Origin of the sequence: Nitrosomonas sp. Is24 (genome assembly GCF_033063335.1) — a bacterium.
In the GTDB taxonomy this organism is placed as follows: domain Bacteria; phylum Pseudomonadota; class Gammaproteobacteria; order Burkholderiales; family Nitrosomonadaceae; genus Nitrosomonas.
Window position 1 is genome coordinate 1,219,099 of sequence record NZ_JAWJZG010000001.1, and the last position, 17,698, is coordinate 1,236,796.

The following is a 17,698-nucleotide window of genomic DNA, read 5'->3' on the forward strand; positions in this document are numbered from 1 at the left end:
AATTATCCGAGGTTAGCTTCCGCGAAGTCCCAATTGATTAATTTATCCAAAATCGCATTGGCGTAATCGGCGCGGCGGTTTTGATAATCCAGGTAATAAGCGTGTTCCCATACATCGATAGTCAGCAGGGGGCGGATATTCTTGGTGATCGGTGTTTCCGCGTTACCGGTTTTAGCGATGGCGATTTTACCGCCGTCCACAACCAGCCACGCCCAGCCGCTGCCGAACTGTGTCAGCGCCGCTTGCGCGAATTCTTTTTTGCATGCTTCCAGACTGCCGAACGATGCTTCGATTTTTTGCTTCAGTGCTGCGGAAGGTTCGCCGCCGCCGTTCGGTTTCAGGCTATGCCAATAGAACATATGGTTCCAGACTTGCGCGGCGTTATTGAAAATCGCGGCTTTGTCTGCTTGCCCGGCGGATGCGCGGATAATATCCTCCAGCGATTTACCGGCCAGATCACTATTTGCCAGCAGATTATTCAAGTTATCGACATAGGTTTTGTGGTGCTTGCCATAGTGAAAACTCAGCGTGTTGGCGCTAATGACCGGATCCAGCGCAGTGTTTGCGTAGGGCAGAGGCGCCAAAATATATTGTGTACCGGCTTGAGCGGCTTGGGAAAAATTATCGACATTGATAGTGGACATATGGGTCTCCTTAGTGAGTTTTTTGGTGTAATTTTTTAACAAATCAAACATTTGATCACTTCCCTTAGGGGATATTGTTCGTTTCCGTGGTGAACGTGATTTTATTGTAGCCTGCCAAGCGCGCCGCTTCCATTACCGTGATCACCGATTGGTGCGTCGCCTTCGCATCCGCATTGATGATGATGAACGGATCCGGCTGATTCTTGGCCGCAGCCATCAAGGCATCGCGCAGACTCTCGATAGTGGCGGATTTAATGGCTACCCGGTTGATGGTGTAATCGCCCAGCGCGCTTACCGTGATATCGATATTGTTCGGTTTCTCGATATTTTTATCGACTTGTTCCGCGCTGGTTTCCGGCAAACTGATTTCAAGCTCGGCAAATTTTGAATAGGTCGTCGTCACCACCAAAAAAATCAAAATCACCAATAATACATCGATCATCGGTATCAGATTGATTTCCGGATCGTTATTTTGTTTTCCGCGTTGAAAATTCATGCAAATGCCGGTCGTATTGATAGCTCGTAACGTTTTAAACGCAAATCAATGAAAAGCTCGCTATTAAATCAGGTGAGTATAATACCAGTTGTGTTTTTTGTTGCAGTGATCGAAATAAATTACACGATTATTGCACAGACTTATAAAATAGCCAGCCGGGCTTTCAGGGTGTGATAGTACAACATTCTCTTGGATATTTAATTTTAATTTTTTGCCAGTTACAGTGAAATGATTAAACCATTAATCAGCGTAGTGATGGGAAGTAAAAGCGATTGGGATGTGATGCAGCATGCGGTGGCTATTCTGGATGAATTTCATATCGCCTACGAGGCCAAGGTGGTTTCGGCGCATCGCACGCCGGATTTACTGTTTCAGTTCGCCGGAGAAGCCAAGGCGCGTGGCATTCAATGCATCATCGCCGGTGCGGGCGGCGCGGCGCATCTGCCGGGCATGATTGCGGCCAAAACTACGCTGCCGGTGCTGGGCGTACCGGTGAATTCCAGACATCTGCAAGGCTTGGATTCATTGCTGTCGATTGTGCAAATGCCGAAAGGCATACCGGTTGCCACGTTTGCCATCGGCGAAGCCGGGGCGGCCAATGCTGGATTGTTTGCGGTGGCGCTACTGGCGGTGAATAACAGTGAATTGAGCGCGCAGCTGGACGAGTACCGGCGGAAACAAACCGAATCCGTACTTAACGCCGAGTTGCCGGAATAATGGCGATCATGCCTGGCGCGATGCTCGGTGTGCTGGGAGGCGGGCAGCTCGGGCGCATGTTCGTGCAAGCCGCGCAGCAAATGGGCTACCCAGTCACGGTGCTGGATCCGGATAGCGGCAGCCCGGCCGGGCGAGTTGCGGACGATTTCATCTGCGCAGGTTATGCCGATCAAGCGGCGCTGGAAAAACTCGGCAGCCAATGCGCGGCGATAACCACCGAATTTGAAAACATCCCCGCGAATTCGCTGCGAAAACTGGCCAAATCCTGTGTCGTCAGCCCGGATGCATACAGCGTTTCGGTCGCGCAAAACAGAATTGCGGAAAAACAATTTCTCGGTATCAATGGCTTTGCCGTCGCCCCGTTTGCGGTCATACAGCAGGCGGATGACTTTGCCGATCAGGATGCCGCGGAGTTGCTGCCCGGTATTCTGAAAGTCAGTCAGTTCGGCTACGACGGTAAAGGACAGATCAAGGTATCCAGCGGCGCGGAATTACTGGCGGCGTATGAGCAGTTGAATCATGCCGTGTGCGTGCTGGAAAAATTCATGCCGCTGAAAAGCGAGATCTCGGTGGTCGTGGCACGCGGCAGCGCTGGCGAAATGCAAACGTTTCCGGTCGCCGAGAATCAGCATGTCAACGGCATCCTGGATGTCAGCATCGTTCCGGCGAGAATTTCGCCGCAATTAGCCTCGCAAGCGCAAGATATTGCGGGGCAGGTGGTTAAAAAACTGAATTACCGGGGTGTGCTGTGCGTGGAATTTTTTGTGTTGCACGACGATACGCTGCTGATCAACGAAATCGCGCCGCGTCCGCACAACAGCGGACATTATTCAATCAACGCCTGCGTCACGTCGCAATTCGAGCAGCAAGTGCGCACGCTGTGCGGTTTGCCGCTCGGCGCTACGACGCAACACAGCGCCGCGGTGATGATCAATCTGCTCGGCGATGTGTGGCACAACGGTGAACCCGATTGGAATGTCGTGTTGCAACATCCATCGGCCAAATTGCACCTGTACTGCAAAAGCGAAGCGCGCCCGGGGCGCAAGATGGGGCATTACACCGTATTGAGCACCGATACCGCCACCGCATTGCACGACGCGCTGCACATCAAAAAACAACTTGAACCTCATTGAAACGGAAACTTATGACCGGCACCTCCGCATTGTTTGAAACCTCGATCAAAAGCCTGCCGTTTTTACATCGCGGCAAAGTCCGCGACATCTACGCCGTCGGCGACGACAAATTGCTGATCGTGCAAACCGACCGCCTGTCGGCGTTCGACGTCATCCTGCCGACCGCCGTGCCCGGCAAAGGCAAAATCCTCACTGCGTTATCGCAATTCTGGTTCGACAAACTCGCGCATATCCTGCCGAACCACCTGACCGGCATTGCGCCGGAATCGGTCGTCGCAGACAACGAACGTGAACAAGTGGAAGGCCGCGCCTTCGTGATCCGCCGCTTGAAACCGCTACCGATCGAAGCCATCGTGCGCGGCTACGTGGTCGGCTCCGGCTGGAAGGATTACCAACAAACCGGCGCGATCTGCGGTATTCCGCTGCCTGCCGGATTGAAACTCGCCGACAAACTGCCCGGTGGCGCAATTTTCACCCCGTCGACCAAAGCCGCTGCCGGGGCGCACGACGAAAACATTGCCGTCACCGAAGTGGAAAAACTACTCGGCCGGGAATTGACTGCCAAAGTCAGCGCCAAAGCCATCCAGCTCTATTCCGAAGCCGCTGAGTATGCCTTGCAACACGGCATCATCATCGCCGACACCAAATTCGAATTCGGCCTGGATGAACAAGGCGAGCTGTACCTGATCGACGAAGTGCTCACCCCCGATTCATCCCGCTTCTGGCCCGCCAGCCAATACCACCCCGGCCAAAACCCGCCGAGCTTCGACAAACAATTCGTACGCGACTGGCTGGAAACGCAGGATTGGAATAAAAAGGCACCCGCACCGGTATTGCCGGAGGATATTTTGCTAAAGACGGTGGAGAAGTATCGAGAGGCGGTGCGGCTGTTGATGCAGTGATGGTTTGGATTCATTGAAAATAAATCATCCCTGCAATACCGTGTGTGATCAGTTGATGAATTTGTCGCTGAGCGAACCGGAATTTCTCTTCGCCAGTATTCAACAATTGAGCCAAGAGGGTTATTTATGAAAGTTTTCATCAGCTCCACCTATAAAGACTTGATCGATTACCGCGATGCCGCAATTCGGGCGGTAGAAGGGACAAACTATCAAGCGGTCAAGATGGAAGTCTTTGGCGCGCGTGCCGAGGAACCGCTGGGCACCTGCCTCAACGAAATTGAAGAAAGTGATCTTTTCATCGGCATCTATGCCCATCGCTACGGCCATGTACCGGACGGAGCGGACATTTCCATCACCGAGATGGAGTACGAACACGCCAAAAAGCAAGGTAAGCGGATTTATTGTTTTGTGGTGGACGAAGAGAATCAGCCGTGGCTTCCCAAATGGATAGAAGGCGAACCCGGCAAAAGCAAGCTTGCCACATTCAAGGCGAGAATTGGTAACAGCGCATCCGGTCACATCTGCGGTTCCTTCACCACACCCGATGATATACGCGCCAAAGTTGCCAATGCCTTAAGCCATTTTGTTGCTAATCATTCCTCAAGCGCCACGCACACATCGCCAATTTACCAACCACCAAAACCGACAGGCAATACGCTTCCGAAAGAAGGCTTTTTTGTCGGGCGTGAGAAAGAATTAAAAACTATCGCTGCCGCACTTTCTCCTGAGTCTCGCACCTGGGGCGTGTTGATTGACGGACCCGGCGGCATCGGTAAGACCGCGCTCGCGATTAAAGCCGCACATGACGCGCCCGCAGATCTTTTTGAGCGCAAAATTTTTATCACCGCCAAAGTGCGCGAGCTGACGCCCGATGGCGAGAAGAAACTGACCGATTTTACCCGTCCGAGCTACCTTGCCATGCTGGATGAACTCGGCAAGGAGCTGGGAGAAGAAGGTTTGGAAAAACTTCCACCCGATGATCGCCCCAACACCTTGCGCCTTGCGCTAGCTGGAAAAAAGGCGTTAATCATTTTTGATAATTTGGAAACACTCCCTGAAGACGAACGCACACGGCTGTTTCAATTCCTCTCGCGCCTGCCCGAAGGAAACAAAGCCATAGTCACCTCCCGTCGCCGTACGGATGTGGACGCGCGCATCGTGCGCCTCGATCGCCTCTCGCGAGATGAATCGTTGCAGTTGATCGAGGAGCTTGCCAAAAAAAATCAGCGCATACAGCGCGCCTCCCAACAAGAGCGCGAAGACCTGTACGCCATCACGCAGGGCAACCCGCTCTTTATCCGTTGGATCGTGGGGCAGCTGGGGCGCGACGGCTCGCAGTGCCGCACCATTGCCGAAGCCTGCGCCTTCATAGACAACGCCCCCAAAGGCAATGACCCGCTCGAATACATCTTCGGTGACCTGCTGCAGACCTTCACCGCCGACGAGACGAAAGCCCTTGCCGCGCTGACGCATTTCAGCTTGCCCGCCAAACTCAAGTGGATCGCGGATATGATCGACCTGCCCGAACGCGCCGCCGAGACCGCGCTGGAAGACCTGACCGACCGCTCCATCCTGACCGCCGATCTGCCCCAGCAAACCTACTTTTTACCTCCGCTGACAGCGAAATTTATCCGCACCCACCGCCCCGAAGCTGTAGCCCAAACAGGCGACGCCCTCACCGATCGTGTCTATGCCCTCGCCCTGCAATACGGCGGAAATGACAACTACGAAGGCTTCCGCACACTGGACACCGAATGGGATCTCGTCTCCGCCGCCCTTCCGCGCCTACTGACAGGCGATAACTACCGTCTGCAAATGGTCTGTGACCAACTCAAGTTTTTCCTCGACTTCACAGGCAGATGGGATGAAGGTATAGATCTGCATGAACAAGCCGAAGTGTGTGCCATTGCTGCCAACGATAAAGAAAATGCGGGCTGGCAAGCATATCATGCAGGATGGATATACCACCTCCGCAGCCAACACGCCGAAGTGCTGGCGTGCGCCGCCCGTATGGCCGGTCACTGGCAGGACAGCACACCGCGCAACAAAGCAACTGCAATTAACCTACGTGGACTCGGTCACAAACTGGGAAAAGATTACACTACCGCTATCATCGCCTACCGCGAGGCGCTAGAAATTTACCGCTCCATCTCTTCCGAAAACCTTGGTGTATCTGCGACACTAAACTTTCTGGCGGAAGTAGAACGTGAAAGCAATGATTACTCCGCCGCCGAGCGCGACTACCACGAAGCCCTGCGCATTGCGGAGAAAATCAATTTTCAGGAAGGCGTCGCCGCCCTCATAGGCAATCTGGCGGAACTCGCCCTCGATCGCGAGCAGTGGGCAGAAGCCGAGTTCCTTGCCCGCGAAGCCCTCGCACTGGCAGAAAGAGTCGGGCGGCAGGAATTGATTGCCAGCGATTGTCACTGCCTTGCCAAAGCCCTGTTTAAACAAAACCGTGTCAACGATGAAGCTCTCGCTCTTGCCCGCCGCGCCGTCGAGATTTTCACGCGACTGCGTTATCGTGATTTGCAAGAAGCTCAGGAAATATTGTCGGAAATCGAGAGAGCAATGAGCAAGTGCCCCGGATAAGCCAGCACCACCCGGGATAAAATTTCCTTCGTCAAACACATTGAAGCTCGAATCATGCAGAATCCGATCATGTGATTTGCTTGCACTGCGATGTACAATAAAACCCGTTTATCTTCCTTTACAAACCAAATATTCTATGAACAAACAAATGACCGTCATCATTGAACGTGAAGGCAGCGGTTATGTGTCTTTCTGTCCTGAACTCGACATCGCCAGTCAAGGCGATACCGTTCAAGAAGCGCGTGAGAACCTGAGGGAAGCGCTGGAATTGTTTTTTGAAACTGCATCGGCGGAGGAAATTCAGCAGCGGCTGCATGATGAGATTTATATAACCCGCTTAGAGATTGCCGTTGGGTAAGCTGCGGGTTTTATCCGGACAGCAACTGTGCGCTGAAGTACGCATTGGAACGCTTCAGTCCATCATTCGCCAGTCAGGAATTGCCAGAAGCGAATTCGAAATTTTGTAGCAAGTAACCTGGACAAACCTGCATTATCCAAGACAAAAATTCCGGAACAACAATATCGGAACCCAATACATCATTCGATGTGACAATACCACCCTCGCTGAACGGAATAAATTTAATTCACATTGTATCCAGCATGTGTGCTTATATTGCACCATGAAACAATTCATTCGTTATCTGCTAGGGAAACGCTGATTAATTGGCTATACGAGCGAATCACTTCGTTGCGCGGTACTCGCATCCTCGCCTATCTTATTGATATGTCTTGGTTGCTGTGTTCCGTGCGCCTTGTGCTTCATCTCGTCCGCCGAATTAATCAGTGTTTCCCTAGAGTCTTTTCAATTTATTTAAGTGATGGTTTTTCATGCGGACAGTTTATTCAGGTATATATCTCATCGTTTTGCTTTTTGTATTGTCTGCTTGTCAAAAATATCAAGATGCAATTTCTGGCAATAACCAGATTCCTAGCCCTGCAATACTGCCAGCACCGGTTGAGCGTCCGGTTTCTTATACCCAGGAAATCCGGCCAATCATCGAATCAAAGTGCTTGTCGTGTCATAGTTGTTACGATGCGCCGTGTCAGCTAAAGATGGAGAATGCCGAAGGGCTGTTGCGTGGCGCCTTTCGCGAATCGATTTATGGTGGCGCACGAGTCGAGGCCATGCCGCCCACCCGGTTGGGTATTGACGAATTGACTGTTCCGGGATGGCGTGAGCGTGGTTTTCATTCTGTTCTTCAATCCGACAATGCACAGTCTGAACCATTGATCGCAGGGATGATATCGCTGGCGAAACAGTATCCATTCCCACCGAACAGCAAAATACCGGACTCGATCGAGCTGGGCATTACCCGGAAAAATCAGTGTGTTTCCAGTGAGAAGTTTTCCGGTTATGCTCGTGATTATCCGCGCAGCGGCATGCCGTTTGCCGTTACCGGACTCAGCGATGAGGAATATGCACTACTGTCTGGATGGGTCAAGCAAGGCGCGGTGATTACCGATGAACCGGTGACGCTGACCGATGGCGAGAAGGAATCGCTTCATCAATGGGAAGCATTTTTCAATCGCGATGATAAGCGCGGCAAACTGGTGGCGCGCTGGTTGTATGAGCACCTGTTTATGGCGACGCTGTATTTTCCCGATCTGGATGGGGAGCTGCGGTTTTTTGAGTTAATCCGGTCATCGACACCACCAGGCAGGGAGATCATCCCGATCTCCACCGTATTTCCCAATGACGATCCCGGGCAACCATTTTTCTATCGTATACGCCAGATTTCCGGCAGCATCCTGCACAAACGGCGGATTCCGTATCCTCTCGATCAAGCTAAATACCGCCGCATCAAGGAATTATTTTTCAGTCAGGAATGGCCGCTGGGTGATTTGCCTGGTTATAGCTATGCGGAACGGGTGAATCCGTTCGCCACGTTTGCGGCCATTCCGGCATATGCTCGTTACCGGTTCATGCTGGATGATGCCGAATACTATGTGCGCAATGTTATCCACGGACCGGTATGCCGTGGTCAGATTGCCACCGATGTGTTGCGCGACCGTTTCTGGGTTTTATTCCAGAATCCGGAATCCGATCCTTTTATTACGAATAACGCATATCGACATCAAGCGATTCCGTTACTGGAAATGCCTGGGCAAAACGACGATCTGCTGGCGATGGGCGAGGAGTGGTTCCGGTATCTCAGCCATCATAACGATTACCAGGCGCAACGCCGCAGTCAGTATGTATTGCAATACCCCGGCGGCGCATCTCTGGATCATTTGTGGGATGGCGATGGACGGAATAAAGATGCCTTACTGACGGTCACTCGTCATTACGATAGCGCTTCGGTTACCAGGGGATTGATCGGAGATATTCCTCAAACGCTATGGCTCATGGATTATCCGTTACTTGAACGTACGTACTACATTCTGGTGGTGAATTACAACGTGTTTGGCAATGTTGCGCATCAACTGTTGACCAGGCTGTATTTCGATCTGATACGCAATAGCTCGGAACATAACTTTTTGCGCTTGATTCCCGATGGGCAACGCACGGATATTCTGCACGATTGGTATCAACATTCAGGCAAACTGAAATTCGGCATTTTTTACGAAAAAATCGACGATGTATCGCCTTCGGCGGAGCGCTTCACAACTGATGATCCGAAGCAGGAACTTGTGTCACGGATCCTCCAGCGTTTTGAATCCGTCAATGCGATGGCGGAAGATCTGATTAATCGTTGTGGGCCGGTGAACTGTGTCCGTTCGGATCAACCGCTTTGGATACAAAAAGCGGATCAAGCGTTGTCCGCCATCGCAGCCCGGCCGGCGGCCGAGCTGGCTGGCATCAACCGGTTGCCGGAAGTGACTTTCGTGCGAGTCAGGCATGATCAGGATAAGCGCACCGTCTATACATTGTTGCGGGATCGTGCGCATAGCAACGTTGCATTCATACTGGGCGAGGAATTGCGCTATCAACCGGAAAAGGATCGTCTGACCGTATACCCTGGCATTACCGGCAGCTATCCGAATTTCATTTTTGATGTGCCCGCCTCGAATATTGAAGAATTTGTATCGCTGCTAGGCATAGCCAAAAAGGAAGAGCACTTCGAACATATTGTGAACAGATGGGGAGTGCGGCGCACGCATCCGCAGTTCTGGGAAATCCTGCATGACATTACAGACTGGCAAAAAGAACTTGAGCCTCATATAGCAGGTATTTTTGATATCAATCGCTATGAAAATTTTTAGATCTGAAAAGCAAATGGTAAGAAATCGCAAAATGGCTGTTTTTATATCTACATATTTCCAATTAAATTACCCAATGGCTTGCGCATTGAATGGATAACGACGCGGCGTATGCTGAACGCTTATCCATTGATCAGTTGTAAATGCTGCCACAGCCCAGACGCCATTGAAACGACCGACTCCTGAGTTCTTTTCACCGCCGAAAGGGTTATAAGGTAAATCATTGACCGGCTGGTCATTGATATGCGCCATGCCCGATTCGAGTTGTTGTGCAAACCGAAGGCCGCGTTCAATATCTTGTGTAAACACCGCGGCAGCCAACCCAAGGTCGGTGTCGTTGGCGATATTCAATGCATCCGTTTCATTGCGCGCACGTATGATCGGTGCGATGGGGCCGAACGATTCCGTTTGCGCCAATGGCATCTGATTGGTGACTTGAGAGAATACATGAGGGGGAAGCACCAGGCCTTGTGCGTCACCCCCCACCATTTGGTGGGCTCCCGATGAAACGGCGTCGTAGATCCGTTGCTGCAAGCCATTCAACTGGGATTGATTGATAATCGGACCAATCATGGTATCCGCTGCATCCGGATCGCCCACTTTCAGTTGACGTACCCGATCAGCAAAGCGCTCGACAAACTCATCGTGAACCCGGTCCTCAATAATCAAGCGGTTAACGCTCATGCAAGTCTGGCCCTGGTGCAGAAATTTCCCAAACACGGCGGCTTCCACGGCTTGCCCCAGATCGGCATCATTCAATACCACAAACGGGCCATTACCACCCAGTTCCAGTTCAAGCCGCTTGAGCATGGGTCCTTCGGCTGCCAATCTTGCGATATTGCGGCCAACTGGCGTTGAGCCGGTAAACGATATGACGCGAGGAATAGGGTGGGTAACAAAGGCATCGCCAATCTCGCTGCCTGCACCGACGATAACGCTGAGTACACCCGCAGGCAATCCTGCCTCTTCAAGGATTTTTGCAAACAGCAATCCACCTGTAACGGGGGTATCGCTGGCTGGCTTGACCACGACAGCATTACCGACCGCGAGCGCGGGTGCTGCGGAACGAGCGGTAAGCTGGAATGGCCAATTCCAAGGGCTGATTACACCGACGACACCGACGGGTTTACGGTACATGCGGCTTTCCTTACCGGGAATGTCGGCGGGCAGAATCCGGCCTTCCACCAAATAAGGCAGCGTGGCTGCCTCAAGCAGCACGCCATGCACGGCATGCCATTCCAGATTCGCTTTGATGCGCGTGCCACCGGATTCATGAATGATCCAGGACACAATTTCTTCGCGCCGTTCTTCCATGATTTGCGCCGCGCGGCGCATGATGGCTGCTCGCTCGCCCGGTATTAATGCCGCCCATGCGTGCTGCGCCTTGGCGGCGCCGCGATAGGCTTCGTCCATGTCATCGCGATTGGCATGGGGTATTTCGACCAGCGTGCTGCCATCATAAGGGTTGAGGTCGCGCAGAATCTTTGTTCCCTTGCCGTGGCGCCATTGGCCATTGATGAGTAGCTGGTCGAAATTTGAATAAGGCGATTGGGATGCTAATTTCTTTTCCATAAGGCGTTCCTCATGCGTATTTTCTTGGGAAATACACTCAAAGTGAAGCACATAACTGTTGATTAGAGTCGAATGATCGGTTTAATCGTGATGCCCTTCTCACTATCTTCAGCGGCCTGATTGATTTGATCGAGGGAATAGAACTTCACCAGCTTGTCAAAAGGAAATCTTCCCTGCTGATAAAGCTCAACCAGTGCTGGAATAAAAAGATCCGGTTTGCTATCGCCCTCAATGATTCCGATAATGCGTTTTCCTGTCGTCATCACCCCGTTCACATCGAAGCTCGCTTCGGTGCCCAAGGCAGGTGCGCCGACAATGCCGCATGTCCCGCGTATAGCTAAAGCATCAATGGCTTGACGCAGTACGGCAGGGCGTCCGCTCGATTCTAATGTGAAATCAGCACCGCCATTCGTTATTTTGCGAACCGCTTCGACCGGATCGGTTTCCCGGCTGTTGATGGTGTGCGTAGCCCCGAGCTCCATCGCCAGTGCCAGGCGCGCAGGAACCACGTCCGCCGAGATGATGGTGGTAGCACCGGCGGCCCGTGCCGCCATCACAGCGCTGAGTCCCACTGCGCCGCCGCCAAAAGCCGCGAAACTGCTGCCTGGACTTACCTTAAGCGCATTCATCACGGCTCCCGCGCCGGTCTGAATGCCGCAGCCCAGCGGGCCGAGCAACTCCAGGGGAGCATCGTTGGGTACTTTGATGACGTTGCGCTCGTGCACCAGCGCAAATGTGCCGAATGACGATTGCCCAAAGAAATGATCGTGAATCCGCTCAGGCGTGTTACCTGTTGTAAAGGTTGACGTGCTGCTGTCTTCGCGTGCGCCATTGAAATTCAGTGCATAAAAATGCTCGCAATAAGTCAGATCACCATTCAAGCAAGGTTTGCAGTGACCGCACCACATATAAGTCAGCACCACATGATCGCCAACGGCGACTTTCTTCACGTTGCTGCCAATTTGCTCGACTACCCCCGACCCTTCATGCCCAAGCACGATGGGAAGCGGCACTTGATAAAGCTGATCGCGCGCGACCATATCGGTATGGCACATTCCTGTTGCGACAATGCGCACGCGCACTTCATCAAAATGCGGCTCATCCTGTACCAGTTCTTCTATCCGGAAAGGGCCGCCTGGCTGGCGGACAACGGCTGCCTTGATTGTTTTCACGTGCACCTCCGCTTTGGGATCGTTATTTCATGCTTGTTCAGGATAAAATTAGCGAATGCCTGACTTCCCGGGTGCGATGATGCCATTGGGATCCAGTGCTTTCTTGAGCGTCTTGTGCACCTTCCGCTGCACCGGACCATAGGTTTCGGCGACTTTGTCCATGAAGGCGGTATTGACGCGATAAGTGCCGTACCCCCGCGCGGAAAACTCGGTCAGCAGTTCATCGAAGCATTGATAAGCCGCTTTCGTTTGCTCAGGATCGGTCTTGTCGTATAGCACATCGACGATATGATGCATATCGCGCATGCCGACGATGAATTCGCCGGAATAGTCCAATCCATACTTGGCCAATATTTGCTTGGTCAGCGCCATTTGTTTCAGGGTTTCACTGCCACGTGCTTGGGAAACCGGCGCAAACCACATCGACCCGCCGCCTCCGCGCCAGTTATACAGCGAAAATTCCGTCAGCGTCATTTCTCCGCGCATGAGCTTGGCGCGATAGGCAAAGGCAGGATCATCCGCCGCCTCCCGTTCCGTCAATATTTTTGCCTTGCCGGATTGACCGAATGCCTGTGTCACGATCTTCCAGTTCACGTCGATCTGTTCCTGTGTGCCATAGAGCGCGGCATATACGTTCCAGATCCCCAGTTTGTGATCTTTCATGATCCGGTAGACGGCTTCATCCGGGATTGAACCCGGCCCGGATACATAATCGCTCCGCTTGGCTTTTACCGGCGCTTCATACAGCGCATGGGCGATGACCACGGCATTCGGAATGACCCCGCTGATGCGCAATGGCCGGATCGTTTCAACGATCTCGACGATGTCTTCTTCGTGCTGATATTGGATGACGAACGGCTTGAATGCCGGCGGTTCTGGCATCAACCAAAAACCGAATTTAGTGACGATGCCATAGTTGGATTGCGTGAAAATGCCATCCAAGTAGGGGCCATATCCCCATTTGAAGACCTGCCAGGTATTGGAGTTGGGCATTGAGCCCATGCCGGTGCGCAACACTTCGCCATTCGCCAGCACGACCTCCATGCCGCAAGCGAACAAAAAGTGCTCGCCATAGGGTGTGTAACCCACGCCGCGATCCAGCGTGTTACCAACCGGTCCTGCGATGGCGGAAGGGGCGGGCATGGATAGCCATAAACCCAACTTGTGTTCTTTGATGTAATCGTAGAGCTGCTGATAAGTTACACCCGGTTCGACCAAGGCAAAGGCTAAATCCTTATCCACTTCGAGAATGCGATTCATGCGCTTCAAGTCAAGCACTACCTGACCCCGCTCTGCCGGGGCTGCCGAGCCGTAGCCCAGGTTTTTTCCGGTGGAAATCATCCAAACCGGTACTTTGTATTGATTGCAAATCGCAACAATTTTCTGGATTTGCTCGACGGTTGTGGCCAATAGTGCTGCAGACGGGGTGTGTTCGGCATCGGAAACCGGCATCATCGTCTTGATGTAAGGTGCAAGTTGTTCCGCGCTGGTGAGTACAGCAGCGTCGCCCAGTACTTTGCGAAAATCACGGATGGCCGCATCGAAGTTTTTTTCCGATACGCCTTTGGGCAATGCGATATATTGACTGGCCATGCTGTTTTCTCCCTACACGTCGATGACAAACGAAACGAAATGTTTTCCCGATAACCCTTGATGGTTCGAATTGCGTTGATTCGATCGATATACAAATGCGCGACTGGAGCAAGATGCTTGCTGCACTCCCATACCCAATGCCGTAGCAACAATGGCATAGCCGGTGTTCTCTATCCAGTTCTCGAACTGGGGATGTTCAATAGCTGTAGCATTCGCTGTTTTATCTTCGCGAGAGAGTGCAGATTCCCAATTTTCTGATGTCTTCCAGCCAATCCGTTGACTGGCTTCCAGCGGAGATACTCCGGCGCAATGCAAATGCGTCGAGGGTTGTTCAGCCAGCCGAAAAGACGAAAACCCCGCTAATGATGAATCGCTCAGTGCATTATCAACTGTTGTTTGTTCAAGAAAATTTTCGACAATAGAGAAATCATGTTGATTATGGGTAAGCAGGGAGGCTAGTAATCCTCCGGCGCTGTATGCCGGTGACGCGGTAGTCCATACATGGCGCTGCGGGAGGGAGGTGTTATCGCTGGGTGCGAACATATGCGAGCCTAATGCGAGGAGATGCCGTTCAGAGTTTCGCACCAACTCAGTGAATATGGCCGCATTGGCATAATCCATGATGGCTACCCAACGCATATTCCGGGATTGTGTTAATAGATCGATTATTCGTAGGGGGTTGGTTAGTAGCTCATCTGCAAATTGAAATGCCGGTAATGCGCCTTCTTGGTTGAAGCTGCTGAAACGGGTATACGCGGCTTGGGCGCCTTTGGCAAAGGCTTCGTCTATGGGGGTATTCCCCAGTAACAAGTGACAATTGCGCATATTACCGGAAGGTGTTTTGCTGGTGGATAGTGCTTGAGTGACGGTAGGAATACCGAAGGCCAACAAGGTTCCACCAGTCAGCATGCCTTTGATGAAGCTACGTCGCGTTTCATCCATGGAATGTGATCTCCTTAACGCTGTGCATCTTTGGTTGCAATGAAATCCGCCAGTTTGACTAACGATTCGTCGTCGATTTCTGAAGGACGAAAGGCCGGCATGGCCCGGTTACCATTGCGAACGACTGCACGGATATAAGCTGCGGGAAGGTCACGATGGCGAATGTGCGGTCCGACTTGGGCTTCATGACAATATGCGCAAATTTTGGCGTAAATTTCTGCGCCATCCTTCCATGCAAATCCGGGACTGTTTTTCTCATCTTGCGCTGACCATGCATTGCTTGCCGCAAAAATGACTGTGAACATGAAACCGAATAGCCAATTTTCCAATTTTGATTTTTCCATACTGATTCTCCAGTATTTCATTGAGATGATAATAAGCTGGCAGCTTGGTGCGGTTAATTCAAATGCTCATGGCTGATGGCCAACAATGAAAATCAGCATCAAAATACCATGATTCTACTGCCACAGGAAGCTTGTCACTTTTTTACCCATCACCTCCTCATTAAATACAATTTTTGCTATTGGCGTACTGGCGCAGGCGATACCGTAGCAAACATGTAAAGGCAATAAATGTTCTTCTCTCGGATGACAAAATCGGGCAAACGGTGCCTTTTCCCATTCAATCAATCGCTGTTCACGCGCTGCAGATAGAATCTCCGGATCGGTACAAGTTTCAATCAACCAGTGATCAAATCCCTTATTTTCTTTGCCGCTATCGATATCGTTCGAAAAAAATGTTTTCAAATTGTGAAATGACATGCCTGAACCGATAATCAGGATATTCCTCTCGCGTAAAAATGCAATTGCTTTTCCAAGTGCAATATGCAATCGAGGATTTAAATTTTTCAGTAATGATAACTGGAGACAAGGAATCTGGGCTTGCGGAAACATCAGTTTGAGCGGCACAAACAACCCATGATCAAAACCTTGTTGCTCATCAAGTCTCGCCGGTATGTCGCTCGCTGTTAACTGTGTACAAATATCATTCGCCAGCTCGGGATTACCCGGTGCTGCATATTGAATTTGGTAGGCCTCAGCAGGAAATCCATAGTAATCATAGATTATTCCGGGATGACTATTGCTCGTTATGGTTGCTTGTTCCTCTTCCCAGTGAGCGCTGATGACTAAAATCGCGGATGGCTCGCCCAGCTTAGTTGCTATTTCTTTTAGAAAAGCAACCATCTTTTCATGCCCTTTGTCACCAAGTATCGGTAGTGGCCCACCACCATGCGGTAAAAACAAAACGGGCGATAGCGTTTGTGAAATGTTGCTCATGATTAAAAACTTCCGCTGAAATAAAGTGCGAGCGTTTGTTAACTCAGTGTACTACCTCATCAACGAGATAGCTTGTTGGCTACTTTGGCGACATGAGTCCCCTGAAAGTGCGCTATTTTTATTTCATTGTCTGATGGCAGACGTTTGCCATCGCCACCGGCCAGCGTGCTTGCCCCATACGGTGAACCGCCGGTGATTTCACTCATGTTCATGATTTCCTGGCAGGAGTAGGGAACACCCACGATGATCATGCCATGATGGAGTAAGGTAGTATGAAACGAGGTGATTGTGGTTTCCTGGCCGCCGTGCTGAGTGCCGGTAGACGTAAATACGCTACCCACTTTGCCGATCAGTCCGCCGTTAAGCCATAAGCGGCCTGTTTGATCGAGAAAATTGCGCATTTGCGCGCACATATTGCCGAAGCGTGTAGGTGTGCCGAAAATAATGGCATCATAGTTAGTCAGCTCATCCACGGTCGCAATGGGCGCTGGCTGATCAAGCTTGGCACCAACCCTTCGCGCCACTTCCTCCGGCATGAGTTCGGGGACGCGTTTAACGGCAACTTCGGTATTCTCGACACTGCGTACACCTTCAGCTACCGCATTGGCCATGATTTCGATATGACCATACATGCTGTAATACAAAACAAGAATTTTTGTCATGGCACACCTCCGGATTGTTGGGGTTGTGAACTAAAGCTTTGCCAGAATTAGATAGTACTCGCTTTATATAATATATAAAATCAAAAATTGAGAAATGTTGTTCTTAAACTTTTCATATTTACTCCAGCTTGGTTATGCACGTAGCCGCAATGCATTGACGATCACGCTCACAGAAAATAGCGACCGCTGCCGCAGCAAAAAACGGAGATGGCAAGATGTCTCCGGAGTGCGCCAGCCCGATCAAATGACCGCCCATTTCCAGGATAAAAACGGGTGCGGTCAATATGAAGCCAACTCAGAAGCGGCGGATCCTGTCCGTCAGTTCCGCGCTCGGTCCAGTACTGAGTAATACTACCGCCGGTTCTAATGACTGCCGAAAACCGAACAGATTCCCGGCCTGGCTTGCCACATTCCCGGATGCATGGGGCAGGAGTAAATGGCGTACCCGGTTGGGGACTTGCCGGTTAGATAGGTATTGGGTTCAGCCACAAATTTGCCGTGGCAATGGGTAAAATAGAAATAGTAAGCTTGCTGATCATGTTGTTGATGTTCGTGATGATCATGCGTCATAACTTGCAGTTTTTTTAGAACGCGATAACACTGATGCCATTAATATAAACTTTTGCTGCCGATTGTATTTCTATGCTCGGGTAATCTCTGTCTTCAATCCTAAGTAAAGTGAATTAAGGCGATTGTCCAATTATTGAAGTTTGGTGTTATTGAATACTGCCTTGCGAGATATCACTTAGAGTTATATTGAGGCATGGAATCGGAATAGTCCGGCGATTGCTATCG

At 51.2% G+C, this 17,698-nt stretch carries 17 protein-coding genes; 6 read left to right on the top strand and 11 right to left on the bottom strand.

The features are described from left to right. Positions 1–2 precede the first annotated feature (2 nt). Positions 3–644: a superoxide dismutase gene (locus R2103_RS05405; protein WP_317530480.1), complete on the bottom strand. Its 642-nt coding sequence runs from the start codon at positions 642–644 to the stop codon at positions 3–5. A 64-nt stretch (positions 645–708) separates the two neighbouring features. Next, positions 709–1,140 carry a biopolymer transporter ExbD gene (locus tag R2103_RS05410; RefSeq protein ID WP_317530481.1) on the bottom strand — a complete coding sequence of 144 codons (432 nt, stop codon included), beginning with the start codon at positions 1,138–1,140 and terminating at the stop codon, positions 709–711. A 228-nt stretch (positions 1,141–1,368) separates the two neighbouring features. Here R2103_RS05410 and purE point away from each other — a divergent pair, with 228 nt between their 5' ends. The 6 genes from purE (at position 1,369) to R2103_RS05440 (ending at position 9,688) form a co-directional block, all read left to right on the top strand. Then, positions 1,369–1,857 carry a 5-(carboxyamino)imidazole ribonucleotide mutase gene (gene purE, locus R2103_RS05415; protein WP_317530482.1) on the top strand — a complete coding sequence of 163 codons (489 nt, stop codon included), beginning with the start codon at positions 1,369–1,371 and terminating at the stop codon, positions 1,855–1,857. Beyond that, positions 1,857–2,990: a 5-(carboxyamino)imidazole ribonucleotide synthase gene (locus R2103_RS05420; protein WP_317530483.1), complete on the top strand. Its 1,134-nt coding sequence runs from the start codon at positions 1,857–1,859 to the stop codon at positions 2,988–2,990. The genes purE and R2103_RS05420 overlap by 1 nt, the downstream gene beginning before the upstream one ends. Before the next feature lie 11 nt (positions 2,991–3,001). Continuing rightward, positions 3,002–3,892 (top strand): phosphoribosylaminoimidazolesuccinocarboxamide synthase, encoded by an 891-nt coding sequence (locus R2103_RS05425; protein WP_317532062.1) that lies wholly within the window; start codon positions 3,002–3,004, stop codon positions 3,890–3,892. A gap of 126 nt (positions 3,893–4,018) precedes the next feature. Further along, positions 4,019–6,484, top strand: coding sequence for a DUF4062 domain-containing protein (locus R2103_RS05430; protein ID WP_317530484.1), 2,466 nt, complete (start codon positions 4,019–4,021; stop codon positions 6,482–6,484). Between the two features lie 148 nt (positions 6,485–6,632). Next, positions 6,633–6,842 carry a type II toxin-antitoxin system HicB family antitoxin gene (locus R2103_RS05435; RefSeq protein WP_317530485.1) on the top strand — a complete coding sequence of 70 codons (210 nt, stop codon included), beginning with the start codon at positions 6,633–6,635 and terminating at the stop codon, positions 6,840–6,842. Positions 6,843–7,537: 695 nt separating this feature from the next. Further along, positions 7,538–9,688, top strand: a complete 2,151-nt coding sequence (locus tag R2103_RS05440; RefSeq protein WP_317530486.1) for a fatty acid cis/trans isomerase — start codon at positions 7,538–7,540, stop codon at positions 9,686–9,688. 66 nt (positions 9,689–9,754) lie between these two features. Here R2103_RS05440 and R2103_RS05445 read toward each other — a convergent pair whose 3' ends face one another. The 9 genes from R2103_RS05445 to R2103_RS05485 form a co-directional block, all read right to left on the bottom strand. After that, complete coding sequence (locus R2103_RS05445) at positions 9,755–11,257, bottom strand: aldehyde dehydrogenase family protein (protein ID WP_317530487.1); 1,503 nt, start codon at positions 11,255–11,257, stop codon at positions 9,755–9,757. A 62-nt stretch (positions 11,258–11,319) separates the two neighbouring features. After that, positions 11,320–12,429, bottom strand: coding sequence for an NAD(P)-dependent alcohol dehydrogenase (locus R2103_RS05450; RefSeq protein WP_317530488.1), 1,110 nt, complete (start codon positions 12,427–12,429; stop codon positions 11,320–11,322). A gap of 48 nt (positions 12,430–12,477) precedes the next feature. Then, positions 12,478–14,022 (bottom strand): FAD-binding oxidoreductase, encoded by a 1,545-nt coding sequence (locus R2103_RS05455; RefSeq protein WP_317530489.1) that lies wholly within the window; start codon positions 14,020–14,022, stop codon positions 12,478–12,480. A gap of 12 nt (positions 14,023–14,034) precedes the next feature. Beyond that, positions 14,035–14,964, bottom strand: a complete 930-nt coding sequence (locus tag R2103_RS05460) for a hypothetical protein (protein ID WP_317530490.1) — start codon at positions 14,962–14,964, stop codon at positions 14,035–14,037. Positions 14,965–14,978: 14 nt separating this feature from the next. Further along, positions 14,979–15,308 carry a cytochrome c gene (locus tag R2103_RS05465; RefSeq protein ID WP_317530491.1) on the bottom strand — a complete coding sequence of 110 codons (330 nt, stop codon included), beginning with the start codon at positions 15,306–15,308 and terminating at the stop codon, positions 14,979–14,981. A 114-nt stretch (positions 15,309–15,422) separates the two neighbouring features. Beyond that, the gene (locus tag R2103_RS05470; RefSeq protein ID WP_317530492.1) at positions 15,423–16,241 is read right to left on the bottom strand and encodes a class III extradiol ring-cleavage dioxygenase; all 819 of its coding nucleotides are present in this window, start codon (positions 16,239–16,241) and stop codon (positions 15,423–15,425) included. A 59-nt stretch (positions 16,242–16,300) separates the two neighbouring features. Further along, positions 16,301–16,903: an NAD(P)H:quinone oxidoreductase gene (gene wrbA / locus R2103_RS05475; protein ID WP_317530493.1), complete on the bottom strand. Its 603-nt coding sequence runs from the start codon at positions 16,901–16,903 to the stop codon at positions 16,301–16,303. A 118-nt stretch (positions 16,904–17,021) separates the two neighbouring features. Further along, complete coding sequence (locus tag R2103_RS05480) at positions 17,022–17,186, bottom strand: hypothetical protein (RefSeq protein ID WP_317530494.1); 165 nt, start codon at positions 17,184–17,186, stop codon at positions 17,022–17,024. A gap of 80 nt (positions 17,187–17,266) precedes the next feature. Continuing rightward, positions 17,267–17,473, bottom strand: a complete 207-nt coding sequence (locus tag R2103_RS05485) for a hypothetical protein (protein ID WP_317530495.1) — start codon at positions 17,471–17,473, stop codon at positions 17,267–17,269. Positions 17,474–17,698 lie beyond the last annotated feature (225 nt).